Source organism: Pedococcus badiiscoriae (assembly GCF_013408925.1).
Classification (GTDB): Bacteria; Actinomycetota; Actinomycetes; order Actinomycetales; family Dermatophilaceae; genus Pedococcus; species Pedococcus badiiscoriae.
On the sequence record NZ_JACCAB010000001.1, the window covers coordinates 2029016 to 2043281 of the forward strand.

14 protein-coding genes are annotated in these 14266 nt (G+C 71.7%); 8 read left to right on the plus strand and 6 right to left on the minus strand.

What is annotated here, in order from left to right; all coding sequences use genetic code 11:
- Positions 1-7: 7 nt before the first annotated feature.
- Positions 8-1018 (minus strand): glycoside hydrolase family 3 N-terminal domain-containing protein, encoded by a 1011-nt coding sequence (locus tag BJ986_RS09725; protein ID WP_179421801.1) that lies wholly within the window; start codon positions 1016-1018, stop codon positions 8-10.
- Positions 1019-1061: 43 nt separating this feature from the next.
- Between BJ986_RS09725 and BJ986_RS09730 the strand changes: the two genes are divergently transcribed.
- From BJ986_RS09730 to BJ986_RS09740, 3 genes are all read left to right on the plus strand, one after another.
- Positions 1062-1265 carry a hypothetical protein gene (locus BJ986_RS09730; RefSeq protein ID WP_179421802.1) on the plus strand — a complete coding sequence of 68 codons (204 nt, stop codon included), beginning with the start codon at positions 1062-1064 and terminating at the stop codon, positions 1263-1265.
- A 117-nt stretch (positions 1266-1382) separates the two neighbouring features.
- Entirely contained in the window at positions 1383-2366 is a 984-nt protein-coding gene (locus BJ986_RS09735; protein WP_179421803.1) for a nucleoside hydrolase, read from the plus strand.
- Positions 2366-3250 (plus strand): PfkB family carbohydrate kinase, encoded by an 885-nt coding sequence (locus tag BJ986_RS09740; RefSeq protein WP_179421804.1) that lies wholly within the window; start codon positions 2366-2368, stop codon positions 3248-3250. Before BJ986_RS09735 ends, BJ986_RS09740 begins: the two co-directional genes overlap by 1 nt.
- 85 nt (positions 3251-3335) lie before the next feature.
- Here the strand turns inward: BJ986_RS09740 and BJ986_RS16390 are convergent, their stop codons facing one another.
- The 3 genes from BJ986_RS16390 to BJ986_RS09755 form a co-directional block, all read right to left on the minus strand.
- A complete protein-coding gene (locus tag BJ986_RS16390; RefSeq protein WP_179421805.1) occupies positions 3336-4037 on the minus strand; it encodes a VldE C-terminal domain-containing protein in 702 nt (233 codons plus the stop codon).
- A 140-nt stretch (positions 4038-4177) separates the two neighbouring features.
- Complete coding sequence (locus BJ986_RS09750; protein WP_179421806.1) at positions 4178-5410, minus strand: THUMP-like domain-containing protein; 1233 nt, start codon at positions 5408-5410, stop codon at positions 4178-4180.
- A gap of 80 nt (positions 5411-5490) precedes the next feature.
- Positions 5491-6312, minus strand: a complete 822-nt coding sequence (locus BJ986_RS09755) for a GNAT family N-acetyltransferase (protein WP_179421807.1) — start codon at positions 6310-6312, stop codon at positions 5491-5493.
- A 289-nt stretch (positions 6313-6601) separates the two neighbouring features.
- On the opposite strand from BJ986_RS09755, the gene groES reads away from it, so the two are divergent.
- The 3 genes from groES (at position 6602) to BJ986_RS09770 (ending at position 10307) form a co-directional block, all read left to right on the plus strand.
- A complete protein-coding gene (gene groES / locus BJ986_RS09760; protein WP_179421808.1) occupies positions 6602-6895 on the plus strand; it encodes a co-chaperone GroES in 294 nt (97 codons plus the stop codon).
- A gap of 101 nt (positions 6896-6996) precedes the next feature.
- Positions 6997-8613, plus strand: coding sequence for a chaperonin GroEL (groL, locus tag BJ986_RS09765; RefSeq protein ID WP_179421809.1), 1617 nt, complete (start codon positions 6997-6999; stop codon positions 8611-8613).
- Between the two features lie 155 nt (positions 8614-8768).
- Positions 8769-10307, plus strand: coding sequence for a sigma factor-like helix-turn-helix DNA-binding protein (locus tag BJ986_RS09770; protein ID WP_179421810.1), 1539 nt, complete (start codon positions 8769-8771; stop codon positions 10305-10307).
- A gap of 61 nt (positions 10308-10368) precedes the next feature.
- Here BJ986_RS09770 and BJ986_RS09775 read toward each other — a convergent pair whose 3' ends face one another.
- Both BJ986_RS09775 and BJ986_RS09780 read right to left on the minus strand, forming a co-directional pair.
- Positions 10369-10605: an RNA-binding S4 domain-containing protein gene (locus BJ986_RS09775; RefSeq protein WP_337795102.1), complete on the minus strand. Its 237-nt coding sequence runs from the start codon at positions 10603-10605 to the stop codon at positions 10369-10371.
- A gap of 27 nt (positions 10606-10632) precedes the next feature.
- Entirely contained in the window at positions 10633-10926 is a 294-nt protein-coding gene (locus BJ986_RS09780; protein ID WP_179421811.1) for a WhiB family transcriptional regulator, read from the minus strand.
- 256 nt (positions 10927-11182) lie between these two features.
- On the opposite strand from BJ986_RS09780, the gene guaB reads away from it, so the two are divergent.
- Both guaB and BJ986_RS09790 read left to right on the plus strand, forming a co-directional pair.
- Entirely contained in the window at positions 11183-12799 is a 1617-nt protein-coding gene (gene guaB / locus BJ986_RS09785; RefSeq protein WP_179421812.1) for an IMP dehydrogenase, read from the plus strand.
- Positions 12800-13117: 318 nt separating this feature from the next.
- A complete protein-coding gene (locus tag BJ986_RS09790; RefSeq protein WP_179421813.1) occupies positions 13118-14239 on the plus strand; it encodes a GuaB3 family IMP dehydrogenase-related protein in 1122 nt (373 codons plus the stop codon).
- The last annotated feature ends 27 nt before the right edge of the window (positions 14240-14266 follow it).

A 14266-nucleotide genomic window follows, 5' to 3' on the forward strand; every position in this document is an offset into this window, starting at 1 on the left:
CGGCAGATCAGCTGCACTTGACGAGGCCGAGGTCGACCTTGAGGTCGAGCACCCTCGCGGCGGCGGCGTCCACCTGCCTGCCGAAGGCCGGGCTGACCGCCCTGCTGGCAGCAATCGCCGAGAGCATGACCCTGGCCTGCGACGCCCTCGCCGTCAGGACGATGTCGCCTCCGGCGGCGATGAACCGCGTCGCGCGCTGGCCGACCGGCACGGCTGCGACGGCCTTGGCGGCGCCCACGTCGTCGGTGATCACGACCCCGTGGAAGCCCATCCTTACCCGCAGCAGCGCGGTGATCACCGCCGTGGAGAACATCGCCTGGTGGTCAGGGTCCAGCCTGGGGTAGCGAGCGGAGGAGACCATCACGATCGGTGCGCCGGCGGCGATCCCCGCCTTGAAGGGTGCCAGGTAGGGGTTGTCGGCGTCGGTCGTGCGGTCCGTGATGCCCGCGCTCGTGACGTCGGTGTTGCCCGTGACACGCCCCAGGCCGGGGAAGTGCTTGAGGGTGGGCGCGATGCCGGCAGCCACCGACCCGCGGACGAAAGCCGCGGCATACGTCGCGTTGGTCGTCGGCGAACCGGGGGCGAAGTCGCGGCGGTAGCGTCCGATCGGCTGGTTCGCCGCACCCAGCGAGGTGGGCACGGTGTCGGCCACCGGAGCGAGGTTGACGTTCACGCCCGCAGCCGCGAGCTCCCGCGACCACCTCGCGACGTCCTTCTCCTCGCCCGTCACGCTGGAGGCGGCCTGAGTGCGGGCCGAGGGTATGCGCGCGAAGCCCGGTCCGCGCAGCTGCTGGACCTGTCCGCCCTCCTGGTCGGCTGCCACCAGGAGCCCGTGCGTGGCGCCGGTCCGAAGGCGCCGGGAGATCGCAGCCATCGACGCGGTCCCGCCCGACCACCCGCCGAGGTAGATCATCCCGCCCAGATGCTGCGACCTGATCTGGGCAGCCAGGGCGTGGGAGCTGCCGGTCGGCTGGAGCCCGACCATCAGGAGCTGTCCAGCTCGCTGCGCCGGGGTCATCGTTGCCGCAATCCGCTCGCCACAGGTCGGGGCGGGAGAGGCGGTGGTGCTCGGGGTGCTCGTGGGCGAGGACGACGTCGAGCTGGACGTCGAGGTCGTCGAGGTCGTCGAGGTCACCGAGGGCGCGGAGGACCCGGAAGCTCCGGTGGACCCGGCCTGCGGGCTGGTCGCGCTGCACGCCGCTGTCGCCCAGATCGTCAGCACGCACACCCCCACGAGAAGGCGGCGCTGGAGGCGCGCGGGGTGAGCAGTCACGCACGGAACCTACCCCGCCGCCGCGACCGTGATGAAACACCGACGGCGGTCCCGCGCCGGGGGGTGCAGTCTCCGGCTGGAGCCAGCTCACCTCTGGCAGGATCGCCGCATGGCCATTCCCGTCGTCCTGGACGTCGACACGGGGGTCGACGACGCCTGCGCCCTGCTGCTCGCAGCTCTGCACCCCGCGCTCGACCTGCGTGCCGTGACCTGCGTGGGGGGCAATGCGGCGGTCGACCCGGTCGTCGCCAACACCCTGACCGTGCTGGATGCGGCGGGACGCGCGGACGTCCCCGTGGCCAGAGGCGCCGAACGCCCCCTGCTGGAAGCACCGGTCGACGCGAGGCACGTCCACGGCCATGACGGGATGGGCGACCTCGACTGGGCCAGGTCCGAGCGTGCCCCGGACCCGCGCCATGCGGTCGAGCTGCTCCGCGACGTGCTCGACGAGGCTGCCGCTCACGCCGACGATGCCCATCGGGTCACGCTCATCCCGCTCGCGCCACTGACGAACATCGCGCTGCTGCTGCGGACCTATCCCAGTGCTGCCAAGGGGATTCGCGAGATCGTGTTCATGGGCGGAGCGGCTCACGTCGGCAACGCGACGGCGTCGGCGGAGTTCAACGTCTTCCACGACCCCGAGGCCGCGGCCGTGGTGTTGGACGCCTGTGCCGAGCTCGACATCCCCGTCACGATGTACGGCCTCGACGTGTTCTACGCGCCGCGAGTCAGCCTCGAGACGGCTCGCACCCTGGCGGCGCCGGGTGGCCACGACGCGGCTGAGCTGGCCGGACGCCTCATCGAGTTCCAGTGCCAGCGGTTCGGCTCCCCGGACGCGACGATCGGCGACGCGGGAGCGGTCTGCGCCGTCCTCGAACCGGCCGGGGTCCGCCGCGAGCAGCTCCCTGTGCGGGTCGAGCTGGCGGGCACCTGGTCGCGCGGTCGCACGATCGTCGACCGACGGGACTGGTCGGGTGACCTCTCGCACGACCCCCACGGGCAGGCCCCGGCCAGCATCGACGTCTGCCTCGAGGTCGACGCGCAGCGCTACGCGACCCTGTGGCTCGACACGGTCAGCGGCGGGATGCGCTGATGGGGCTGGTGGTCGTCCTGGGCTCGCTCAACGTCGATCTCGTCGCCGCGGTGGAGCGCCACCCGGGACCGGGCGAAACCGTCCTCGCCGACGGCCCGCTGCACCGCCTGGCCGGGGGTAAGGGCGGCAACCAGGCGGTCGCTGCCGCAGCGGCCGGCGCCGAGGTGCGGTTCCTCGGGGCGGTCGGCTCCGACGACGCGGGCCAGGCCTACCTCCACCGCCTGCGGTCGCTGGGCATCGACGTGTCGGGAGTCCGGGTCGTCGACGGCAGTCCCACCGGTCAGGCCTGGATCACGGTCGATGAGCACGGCGAGAACTCCATCGTCGTCATCCCGGGCGCCAATGCCTACGTCACAGCCGATGACCCGGCCCGCGACCCGGCCGATGACCCGGCCGATGACTTCGCCGACCACCTGGCAGGGCAGCTGGCCGAGCTCGGGCAGGGCGACGTCCTGCTGCTCCAGCTCGAGGTGCCGCTGCGCACCGTTGCGGCTGCCGCTCGCGCCGCCCACGGGCGTGGGGCACGCGTGGTCCTCAACGCCGCCCCGTATGCCGCCCTGCCGCGAGATGTCGTGGCCCTTGCCGACCCGCTCGTGGTCAACGAGCACGAGGCGCTCCAGCTGGCCGACAGTGATGCCGCCCCCGCGTCGTTGCTCGTGACCTTCGGCGCAGCGGGGTGCAGCTGGGACGGGGAGCGGTCACCCGGCATACCGGTTGATGCCGCGGACGTGCTGGACACGACGGGGGCCGGCGACGCGTTCTGCGGTGCGTTGGCCGCGGCACTGGCCGCGGGGGCGACGCGGCACGACGCGGTCAGGGCAGCCAGCGAGGCAGGGGCGGCAGCCGTGCGGCACCGCGGCGCCCAGCCTGACCCCGACCTCTGACGCCACCCTCTGACGCCACCCTCTGACCCGGTCGATGTAAACCCGCCGGGGATCCCCGGCGCGTTTACATCGAACGAGGGAAGGGCTAGAGGACCGAGACGTGCACGTGGTCGTAGTGGTTGGCGGTGGGGCTGCCCCGGTCGGCCATGCCCTGCCAGCTGCCGCCGCCGGGATACCAGATGCGCTGACGCCAGATGAGGTACTTGATGTTCAGGGTGCCGGCGTTGGCCTGCAGGAAGCTGGCGATCTCGTTGCCCTGCGCCGTGCCGCACATGATGTCGACGGCGTGACCGGTGCCGTGGTCCCCGGGGTCGCCGGGGCGGTAGCCGCCGAACGGACCGGCTCCGGGGAACTGCTTCGTGACGGCGTTGATGACGGCGATCGCGTTGGGCGTCATGCCGCCGACGTTGCTGAGGCCGGCGCGGGAGGTGTCCCGCGAGACGGCCGAGGTGCTGCGTGCTGCCCGGGCGGTGCTGGAGGCCTTGCTCGTCGGCCGCACCGGCTGCGCGGTGAACCCGATGACGCCGTAGCGGGTGACCCTCGCCGGCGCCGACACTGGCTCGGCGCGCGCCTCGACCGGGGGCCGGACCTGTGCGGCCGTCAGCTCGAGGACCTGCGGCCCGGGAGGCGCCGCGAAGGCGACGGCCACCCCGAGGGCCGAGGCGATCAGGCCCAGACCCTTGACGGCCGTCCCGAGGCTCGGGCGACGCAGGCCCGACAGGACCGCGGAGCGGCGGGTCCTGGTGGCGCGATGGCGGCCCGAGCCGGTGGAGTGAGGGGAACGCATTGCCGCCGAGGATACGAGGTGGTCACGGCGTGGGGCCAGTTCCTGACCGCCCCCTCCGCGAGTCGATGTAAACACGCCGGGAATCACCGGTGTTTACATCGACCGGGGGAGAGGGGAGGGGGAGGGACAGGGGCGGGAGGTCAGGCGGGGCGCACGATGATAGCCACCTGGTTGCTGCGCACCCGCGTCAGGATCACGACCGCCTCCTGGGTGCCCTTGGCCGGCAGCCTCAGCTGGCGCCGCAGCAGGTCGGCGTCGACGCTGACCCCGCGCTTCTTGATGGTCAGCCGGTCGATGCCGTGGTCGCGGAGCCAGCCACGCAGGGCCTTGACGTTGAACGGCATCGCCTCCACCACGGCATACCTCTTGGCGAAGGGGACGTCGACGGACCGGCTCGACCCGACGTAACCCACTCCGGCGTCGAGCTCGGCCCCGTCGGTCGCCGCCGTGAGCGCCCCCACGAGGCCAGCACGCAGCACGGCCTTGTCGGGTTCGTAGAGCCAAGCCCCGACGGCGGCGAGGTTCTGCAGCGGGGGAGCGACGCCGTCCCCGTCCGCTTCGGTGACGACCACGGCAGGCCCGGAGGCGCGCAGCACCGCGGCGGTGCGACCGGCCGTCCGGACCAGTGGTCCCCACCAGACGACGCATTCGACGACGTCGCCGTCCCAGGAGGTCCACTGCGCCTCGGCGCCCGGGGGCACGGCCGCGTGCGGGAAGCCGGGGCTCAGCTTGGCCCCGGTTGCGGGCAGCGCGCGGGCCACCTCCTGGACCGTGGTCCAGCTGGGTGAGATCTCGGCGAGGTTGAAGACCCTCCGGGTGCGACCGGTCACGTCGGCCACGCCGGGCGTCCGTCGGGCCGGGTCGAGCCACGCCCCGACGCCACGCGCACCCTCACCCAACGGGGCGGTGAACTCCTCCACCAGCCCTTGGTATGCCGTGGAGTCCGGCCAGTGCCGCAGGTTCACCGCCGCGATCCCCGCGGTCACCTCGTCGGCGTCGATGGCTCTGACCCGCAGGTCGAGGCCTGCCATCGCCATGGCGTCCGAGCCGATGCCACACCCGAGGTCGTACACGGTGTGGATGCCCGCGGCCCGGAAGCGCTGGGCGTGCTGGGCAGCTACCGCGAGCCGGGTCGCCTGTTCCAGGCCGTCGGAGGTGAGCACCATGCCGCGGGCGAACTCGCCGAACTTGTCCTGGCCCTTGGCGCGCAACCGGGCCTGGTTCAGCGCGGCGGCGACGAGGTCGGGCTCGAAGCCGGCGTCCCGCAAGCGCTGCTGCAGCGCCAGCGCGCCCGCCTCGTCGTACGGGGGGAGGGACTGCAGCAGGCCCCAGCCCTCGCCGGTGGTCAGCCGTCGCAGCAGAGCCAGGTCCATGCCCGGCATTCTGTCGTACGGCGGGTGCTGACCGGGCCATGCGGGCCATGCGGGCCATGCGGGCCATGCGGGGCAGCGGGCTAGGGGCGCCGCCATTCGTAGGGGGTGGTCGTCGAGACCTTGAGGAAGCCCGATCGCTCGAGGATGGGACGGGAGAACTCCGTCGAGTCGCTGTTGATGTAGCGCTTGCCGCGGGCGATGGCCGAACGCGCCCTGGCGGAGGTCAGCGCCCGGTAGATCCCGCGTCCGCGGAACGCGGGTCGGGTGGCGCCGCCCCAGATGCCGGCGAACTCGGTCCCGGCGACGGGTTCGAGGCGCCCGGCGCTGACGATCGTGCCGTCGTGCTCGGCGACCCACATCTCCAGGTCGTCGCGCGTCCGCAGCCGGTTCAGGATCTCATCCGCCCGGTCCTGCGCCTGCGCCTCGTCGTCGCCGAACACCTCGGCCTGCATCGCGCACATGGCCCGGACGTCGCCCTCCTCGGTGACCCGGCGGACGGTGACGCCTTCCGGCAACGGGACGTCCCCAGCCAGCAGCTGGGCCTCACCGATCATGATCGACTCCGGCTCGTCGGGGGTGAACCCGTGGGCGACGAGGGCGTCGTGCAGGCCCGGGGCGTGGTCGTGCCCGCGGGTCTTCCACTCGACCCGGGTGATCTCGGGCTTCACCAGGTAGTGCTCGAGGGCCTGCTCCACGAGCAGCGCGACCGAGTCTCGGGTGGCTGGACCGTCGTCGGTGTCCAGGCTCCGGTAGGTGATGAAGCCGCGCCCACCCATGAACGTCGCGAGCACGAGCGGCCCGAGCCGGGCGGTGTCCAGGGACGAGGTCACCTCGCGCTCCTCGCGCAGCTGCGCGTCGTAGGCTCGCAGGAGCGCGGCGGAGGTCTCGTGGGTGTCGGTCACGCTGCTGACCCTGCCTCCCGCGGACCGCGCTCGGCAACTGGTTTGTCCGTCCCCCAGGCGTTGTCCGTCCGCTCGTGGCGAACGCAACGGACAATCTCTGGCACTCGAGTTGACCGAGTGCTAACCGCGAGCCTAGATTTGCGTTGGCACTCCGGTTCGCCGAGTGCTAACGCAGCCAGTCGGTCGATCCCCGCGACGGCGACCGCCAGGCCGTGACCTCAGCACCACAGCACCAAGCACCACCATCCACCTGTCCAACTTCGACATTCCCGAAGGGGAGGTCATCATCGTGTCGGTTTCCATCAAGCCGCTCGAAGACCGCATCGTCGTCAAGTCCGTCGAGGCCGAGCAGACCACCGCGTCTGGCCTCGTCATCCCGGACACCGCGAAGGAGAAGCCCCAGGAGGGCGAGGTCCTCGCGATCGGTCCTGGCCGGATCGACGACCACGGCAACCGCGTCCCGCTCGACGTCACCGTCGGCGACCGGGTCATCTACAGCAAGTACGGCGGCACCGAGATCAAGCACGGCGGCGAGGAGTACCTCATCCTCTCCGCCCGCGACATCCTCGCCATCGTCGGCTGAGCATCCGCACCGCGTGAGCAACGTGCCCTGTATGCCGGCCTGCCGGCATACAGGGCACGTTGCCTTCAATCCCTGTACTCCACTGCTAGAGAAGGACTTTCATGGCTAAGACGCTGGAGTTCAACGACTCCGCCCGCAAGTCGCTGGAGCGCGGCGTTGACGCGCTCGCGAACGCGGTCAAGGTGACCCTCGGCCCGAAGGGCCGCAACGTCGTCATCGACAAGAAGTGGGGCGCACCCACGATCACCAACGACGGCGTGACCATCGCCCGCGAGATCGAGCTCGAGGACCCCTACGAGAACCTCGGTGCCCAGCTCGCCAAGGAGGTCGCCACCAAGACCAACGACGTCGCAGGCGACGGGACCACCACGGCCACCGTCCTCGCCCAGGCCATGGTCAAGGAGGGCCTGCGCAACGTTGCCGCGGGCGCCGCCCCGGCCAGCCTGAAGCGCGGCATCGACGCGGCGGTCCAGGCCGTCAGCGCCCGGCTGCTCGAGAACGCTCGCGAGATCGAGGGCAAGGACGAGATCGCCCAGGTCGCAGCGCTGTCCGCCCAGGACCAGACCATCGGCGCCACCATCGCCGACGCGTTCGACAAGGTCGGCAAGGACGGCGTCATCACCGTCGAGGAGTCCTCGACGGCGACGACCGAGCTCGAGTTCACCGAGGGCATGCAGTTCGACAAGGGCTACATCTCGCCGTACTTCGTCTCGGACGCAGAGCGCATGGAGGCCGTGGTCGAGGACGCCTACATCCTCATCAACCAGGGCAAGATCTCGGCCATCGCCGATGTCCTGCCGGTGCTGGAGAAGGTCGTCAAGACCGGCAAGCCACTGCTGATCATCGCCGAGGACGTTGACGGCGAAGCGCTGTCGACCCTGGTGGTCAACAAGATCCGCGGCACGTTCAACGTCGTCGCGGTCAAGGCGCCCGGCTTCGGTGACCGTCGCAAGGCGATGCTGCAGGACATGGCGACCCTCACCGGTGGCCAGGTCATCTCCGAGGAGGTCGGCCTCAAGCTCGACCAGGCGGACCTCGACGTGCTGGGCCAGGCCCGCCGCGTCGTCGTCACCAAGGACACCACCACGATCATCGACGGCGGCGGCAACTCCGACGACGTCACCGGCCGGGTCAACCAGATCAAGGCCGAGATCGAGCGCACCGACTCCGACTGGGACCGCGAGAAGCTCCAGGAGCGCCTCGCCAAGCTCGCCGGTGGCGTCTGCGTCATCAAGGTGGGTGCCCACACCGAGGTGGAGCTCAAGGAGAAGAAGCACCGCATCGAGGACGCCATCTCGGCGACCCGTGCGGCCATCGAGGAGGGCATCGTCGCTGGTGGCGGCTCCGCCCTCGTGCACGCCTCCACCGCCATCGACGACCTCGGTCTCGAGGGTGACGAGGCCACCGGCGCGCTGATCGTCCGGAAGGCCTCGGCCGAGCCGCTGCGCTGGATCGCCGAGAACGCCGGCATGGAGGGCTACGTCGCCGTCTCCAAGGTGCGCGAGCTCGACGCGGGCAACGGCCTGAACGCCGCGACCGGCGACTACGGCGACCTGATCAAGGCGGGCGTCATCGACCCGGTCAAGGTCACCCGCTCCGCGCTGGTCAACGCCGCCTCGATCGCGTCGATGGTGCTCACCACCGACACGCTCGTCGTGGAGAAGAAGGAAGAGGAGCCGGAGGCCGCCGGCGGCCACGGTCACGGTCACGGCCACTGACCGAGGCAGCTGTGCCTGACGCCCGGCCCTGAGCCGCGCGGCACACCTCACGAAGGCCCGTCCCCCCGAGGGGACGGGCCTTCGTCGTGCCGCGGTCGGCATACGATGCGAAAAGCGCGGTCGTGCAAAAGCAGGTGCGCAGAGCGAGGTGGGCCATGGCGGATCGGTTCGCCGAACCTCCCAGCTTCGACGAGTACGTCGTGGCGCGGGGTGCCGACCTGCTGCGGACGGCCTGGCTGCTGGTCGGGGACGACCGTGGCGCCGAGGACCTCGTCCGAGCCACGCTGGTGCGCAGCTGGCCGCAGTGGCACCACCTGTCCGACGTCGGCGCCGGGTCCTACGACGCGGAGCTGCGCAGATCGCTCGTGGCGACGTACCTGCGGCGCCGGTGGCGGCCCCGTGGCCAGGAGGAGCCCGACCGGAAGCGTGGCCAGGACCCGCGTGCCGGACCCGGTGGCGCGCGCGCCCCGGCCTCCGGTCCGCCGACGAAGGCGGACGTGCTCCGGGCGCTCGACCGGCTGTCCCGTCGCGAGCGCGCGGTCCTCGTGCTGTGGTCCTTCGACGGCCTCAGCGAGGCCCAGGTCGCCGATGCGCTCGACGAGGGGGTCGCGGCGGTCCACCGTCACCGCGTCCACGCCCTCGAGACCGTCCTGACCGACCTCGCCCTCGACGAGGACGGCCTGCGGGCGACCCTCGCGGACTTGCCGCCGCAGGACCCGTCCGTCGACGGCCTCGTCGGCCGGCCGAGGTCGTATGCCGGGTGGAGGCGGGGTGTGCGCGGCTGGGCCCTGGCCGGGGCCGGCCTGGTGGCCGTGGCCCTCGTGGGCGGCCTGGTGTCGCGAGGGGGTGATGGCGGGCTGGTCCCGAGTCCGGGGCCCTCGCAACCAGTGGCGCTGGCCTGTCGGACGTCCTTCGGGCCGCCGACGCCGCCCGTCGTGCCGAGCGGGCCGCTCAGCCTGGCCGTCGCCGCCGTGCTCGTCTGCGCCCAGACCGACGAGGGGTCGGTCTGGATCGGCTCCCTGCCGCCCGACGCCCCCGTCAGCGCGCCCCTTGCGGTCGACTCGCTCGTGCTGCGCCCGCGCACGGGCGGGACTGAGTGCGCCCCGCTCCCGCAGGGCCCGGCCTTCCGACTGGTGCTGCAGCGCAAGGACGGCAGCATCACGACGTATGCGAACGAAGGCATGGCCTGCAACGGCTGGCCGGCGCTGGCGAGCTACTACGTCGCGCTGGCCGAGCAGTCGGCCGACCCGGGACCGGGCCCGGCCGAGACCACCAACCCGTTCCTCGGGTGCCCGTCGCTGCTCGGCAGGACCCGCGCCATCGCCAGCGTGACCCGCCCGAGCCTGCCGCGGGGGACGGTGCTGGAGAAGGCCACCGCCTGCCTGCACCCCCGACCGATGGCTACGACGGTGCCGCGGTACGTCGCCATCCGAGGGAACGTCCTGGGGGCCCCGCAGCTCGCCCAGCTCAACGCCGACCTGGCCGCAGCGGGGTCGAGCCTGAGTCCCGGCAGCACGTGCACGACCGGGAGCTCCCTGTTCGTCGTGCGGGCGATGACCCGGCAGGGACGCCTCGTCGAGCTCAGCAGCGACTGCGCCGACCGCTTCACGGTCGACTGGCAGCCCAGGGACTCCTGGCCGGCCAGTGCCGAGACGCGCGGCATGCTGCACGCGCTGCTGACCGTGTCCCCGTGAGTGACCGGGTCGTGGTGGCCGGCGGGCGGCTCAGGCGTCGGGTAGTTCAGGCGACGGGAACTCAGGCGTCGGTGACCACGGTCAGCCGCTGGCCGGCATATCCGACGGTTTGGCCGGGGCGCACCTGCGCACCGCGACGCACCTCCACGGCGCCGTCGACGGTGACCTCGCCGAGCTCGATCACCGACCTCGCCATGGCCCCGTCGTCGACGACGCCGGCCAGCTTGAGCAGCTGCCCGAGCCGGATCGACTGGTCACGGATGGGGACCTCGAGGGGCGGTTCCAGGGGGCTGCTCACGCAGCCGAGTCTAGGTCCGTCGGTCGCTCAGCTGGCCGCGGGCACGGTGTGGCCCGCGTAGTACGCCTCGCGCTCGTCCTCGGTCATCGCGCCCCAGACGCCGTACGGCTCCCGAACCCGCAGCGCGTGCTCGCGGCACTGCTTGAGCACCGGGCAGGCCAGGCAGACTTCCTTGGCCTGGGAGTCACGCGACCGGCGAGCCGGCCCACGCTCCCCCTCGGGGTGGAAGAAGACCTCTGGGTTGATCTGGCGACAGGAACCGTCCAGCTGCCATTCCCACAGGTCGGCAACCGGGCCTGGAAGCCGTGACAACTCAGCCATGTCGTCCCTCTTCTCCCTGCGGCACGGTGCCGCACGTCTCGGACGCTACCGCCCTCTGACCTGCGGAAACAGGATTAGAACGTAAGGACTTGTTCAAGGCCGCCCAGAGGGACTTCGCCCGTCCCGCATGCTGGACGGGCCCCCGCCACCTCGTCCGCGGGCGCTTCCGGAGGCACTTCCGAAGCCCTTTCGCGGCCCTTTCGCGGCCCTGCGAGGGGTGGCTCCGGGTCGGGTCGGCGCCCGTTACGATTGGGCAATGAGCCTTGATGTGGACCTCGAAGCCCGTCGACGCCTGCAGGAGTCCGCTCCCGCCCCGACCCGGGAGTCCGCCGAAGCCCGGGAGTCCGCCGCGTCGCCCGCTCCGGAGCTCGAGGAGCACGACCCGTTCGGCAAGCTCGGCCTCACCTACGACGACGTCCTGCTCCTGCCCGGCGAGACCGACGTGATCCCGTCGGAGGTCGACACCACTGCCCGCCTGACCCGCGAGATCTCCCTGCGCACGCCCTTGATCTCGAGCGCGATGGACACCGTGACCGAGTCGCGGATGGCCATCGCGATGGCCCGCCAGGGCGGTCTTGGGGTGCTGCACCGCAACCTGTCGATCGAGGACCAGGCCTACCAGGTCGACCTCGTCAAGCGAACCCAGACGGGGATGATCAGCAACCCCATCACCATCGGTCCCGACGCCACCCTCGAGGAGCTCGACCGGATCTGCGGTGAGTACCGCGTCTCCGGCCTGCCCGTCGTCGCCCCGGACAACACGCTGCTCGGGATGATCACCAACCGCGACCTGCGCTTCACCCCGGTCGCGGAGTGGGCGACCACCCGCGTCCGCGACGTCATGACCCCGATGCCGCTGGTGACCGGCGGGGTCGGGATCTCGCGCGAGGACGCCACCGCACTGCTGCGCCAGCACAAGCGCGAGCGGCTGCCCCTCGTCGACGGCCAGGGCCGTCTCGCCGGGCTCATCACAGTCAAGGACTTCGTGAAGTCCGAGCAGTTCCCGGACGCCAGCAAGGACGACCACGGGCGCCTCATGGTGGGCGCGGCGGTCGGCTACTTCGGTGACGCGTGGGAGCGGGCGACGACCCTCATGGAGGCCGGGGTCGACGTGCTCGTCGTCGACACCGCGCACGGACACGCGCGCCTCCTGCTCGACATGATCCGCCGGCTCAAGTCCGACCCGGCCACCGCCCACGTCCAGGTCATCGGCGGCAACGTGGCCACCCGCGCGGGTGCCCAGGCGCTCGTCGACGCGGGCGTCGACGCGGTCAAGGTCGGCGTCGGTCCCGGCTCGATCTGCACGACGCGCGTCGTGGCGGGCGTCGGTGTCCCGCAGGTGACGGCCATCCACGACGCATCACTGGCCTGTCGGCGGGCCGGGGTGCCGGTCATCGGCGACGGCGGCCTCCAGTACTCCGGAGACATCGCCAAGGCGCTGGTCGCCGGGGCCGACACGGTCATGCTCGGCTCGCTGCTGGCGGGGTGCGAGGAGAGCCCGGGCGAGCTGATCTTCGTCAACGGAAAGCAGTTCAAGTCCTACCGCGGCATGGGATCGCTGGCGGCGATGTCGTCCCGCGGCAAGAAGTCCTACTCCAAGGACCGCTACTTCCAGGCCGACGTCACCAGCGACGACAAGATCGTGCCGGAGGGCATCGAGGGCCAGGTGGCCTACCGCGGGCCCGTCTCCGGGGTCGTGCACCAGCTCGTCGGCGGCCTGCACCAGTCGATGTTCTACGTCGGCGCGCACACCGTCCCCGAGCTCCAGGCGCGTGGCCGGTTCGTCCGCATCACCTCCGCGGGGCTCAAGGAGAGCCACCCGCACGACATCCAGATGACCGTCGAGGCGCCCAACTACAGCGGTCGCCACTGACCCTTGGGTATGCCGCGTGCACCCCACCCGGTGCGCGTGGCCGCGCGGTGCCGGCGCTGGCCGCCGCGACGACCACCGCAACTGTCCAGAACGGCATACGCATTCTGGCCGAGTCGCCGCGCGCGTGGACGACCTAGGGTGACGTCAGGAGCGCTTCCGCCATTCGGGCAGGGGGTGCGCCCGCGATCGTCGTTGCAACCGGGACTGGCCGCTGTGACGATAGAAGGGCGTCCCGTCGTCGGCCGCCCCCTCACTCGGCGACGGGACGTCAGGGGTGGGTGGGCGCACGGTCGGCTCCGCGCCCGATAACCTTGCGCGGTGACTGAGATCGAGATCGGCCGGGGCAAGCGCGGCCGTCGGGCCTACGCCTTCGACGACATCGCGGTGGTGCCCTCGCGGCGCACCCGCGACCCGGAGGACGTGTCCGTCGGCTGGCAGATCGACGCCTACCACTTCGACATCCCTGTCATCGCGGCGCCGATGGACTCGGTCATGTCGCCCGACTCGGCGATCGCCCTCGGCAGGCTGGGTGGCCTGCCGGTGCTCGACCTCGAAGGCCTCTGGACCCGGTATGAGGACCCGACCCCGCTGCTGGCGGAGATCGCCACGCTCGACCCGGCCCTGGCGACCGCGCGGATGCAGGAGATCTACTCCGCGCAGATCCAGCCCGAGCTCATCACCGAGCGGCTGCGCCAGGTGCGCGAGGCAGGGGTCACCGCGGCGGGCGCGCTCAGCCCGCAGCACACCCAGCAGTTCTGGAAGACCGTCGTCGACGCCGGGGTGGACCTGTTCGTCATCCGCGGCACGACGGTCAGCGCCGAGCACGTCTCGGGTCGCACCGAACCCCTCAACCTCAAGCGGTTCATCTACGAGCTCGACGTCCCCGTCATCGTCGGTGGGGCCGCGTCATACACCGCTGCCCTGCACCTGATGCGTACCGGTGCCGCCGGGGTGCTGGTGGGCTTCGGCGGAGGTGCCGCGCACACCACCCGGCGGACGCTCGGCATCCACGCGCCTATGGCCAGCGCGATCGCGGATGTCGCAGCGGCCCGGCGCGACTACCTCGACGAGTCGGGCGGTCGCTACGTCCACGTCATCGCCGACGGCGGCATGGGCGACAGCGGTGACATCGTCAAGGCGGTGGCCTGCGGCGCCGACGCCGTGATGCTGGGTGCCGCACTGGCGCGGGCCACCGACGCGCCAGGCCGCGGGCACCACTGGGGCTCCGAGGCCCACCACCCGGAGCTGCCTCGCGGTGAGCGCGTCGAGGTCGGCGCCCTCGCGCCGCTGGAGCAGATCCTGTTCGGTCCCGGGCGCACCGCCGACGGCAAGAGCAACCTCATCGGGGCCCTGCGCCGCGCGATGGCCACGACGGGGTACTCCGACCTCAAGGAGTTCCAGCGGGTCGAGGTCGTCGTCGCGCCGTACCAGCGCAGCTGACCCCGCACCCTTCGCCGCGAGAGCCCA

Bases quoted from the DNA above. Each gene is read 5' to 3' on its own strand.
- BJ986_RS09725 (WP_179421801.1), bottom strand. From the start codon at position 1,018: ATGACCCCGGCGCAGCGAGCTGGACAGCTCCTGATGGTCGGGCTCCAG.
- BJ986_RS09735 (WP_179421803.1), top strand. From the start codon at position 1,383: ATGGCCATTCCCGTCGTCCTGGACGTCGACACGGGGGTCGACGACGCC.
- BJ986_RS09740 (WP_179421804.1), top strand. From the start codon at position 2,366: ATGGGGCTGGTGGTCGTCCTGGGCTCGCTCAACGTCGATCTCGTCGCC.
- BJ986_RS16390 (WP_179421805.1), bottom strand. From the start codon at position 4,037: ATGCGTTCCCCTCACTCCACCGGCTCGGGCCGCCATCGCGCCACCAGG.
- BJ986_RS09750 (WP_179421806.1), bottom strand. From the start codon at position 5,410: ATGGACCTGGCTCTGCTGCGACGGCTGACCACCGGCGAGGGCTGGGGC.
- groL (WP_179421809.1), top strand. From the start codon at position 6,997: ATGGCTAAGACGCTGGAGTTCAACGACTCCGCCCGCAAGTCGCTGGAG.
- BJ986_RS09770 (WP_179421810.1), top strand. From the start codon at position 8,769: ATGGCGGATCGGTTCGCCGAACCTCCCAGCTTCGACGAGTACGTCGTG.
- BJ986_RS09780 (WP_179421811.1), bottom strand. From the start codon at position 10,926: ATGGCTGAGTTGTCACGGCTTCCAGGCCCGGTTGCCGACCTGTGGGAA.
- guaB (WP_179421812.1), top strand. From the start codon at position 11,183: ATGAGCCTTGATGTGGACCTCGAAGCCCGTCGACGCCTGCAGGAGTCC.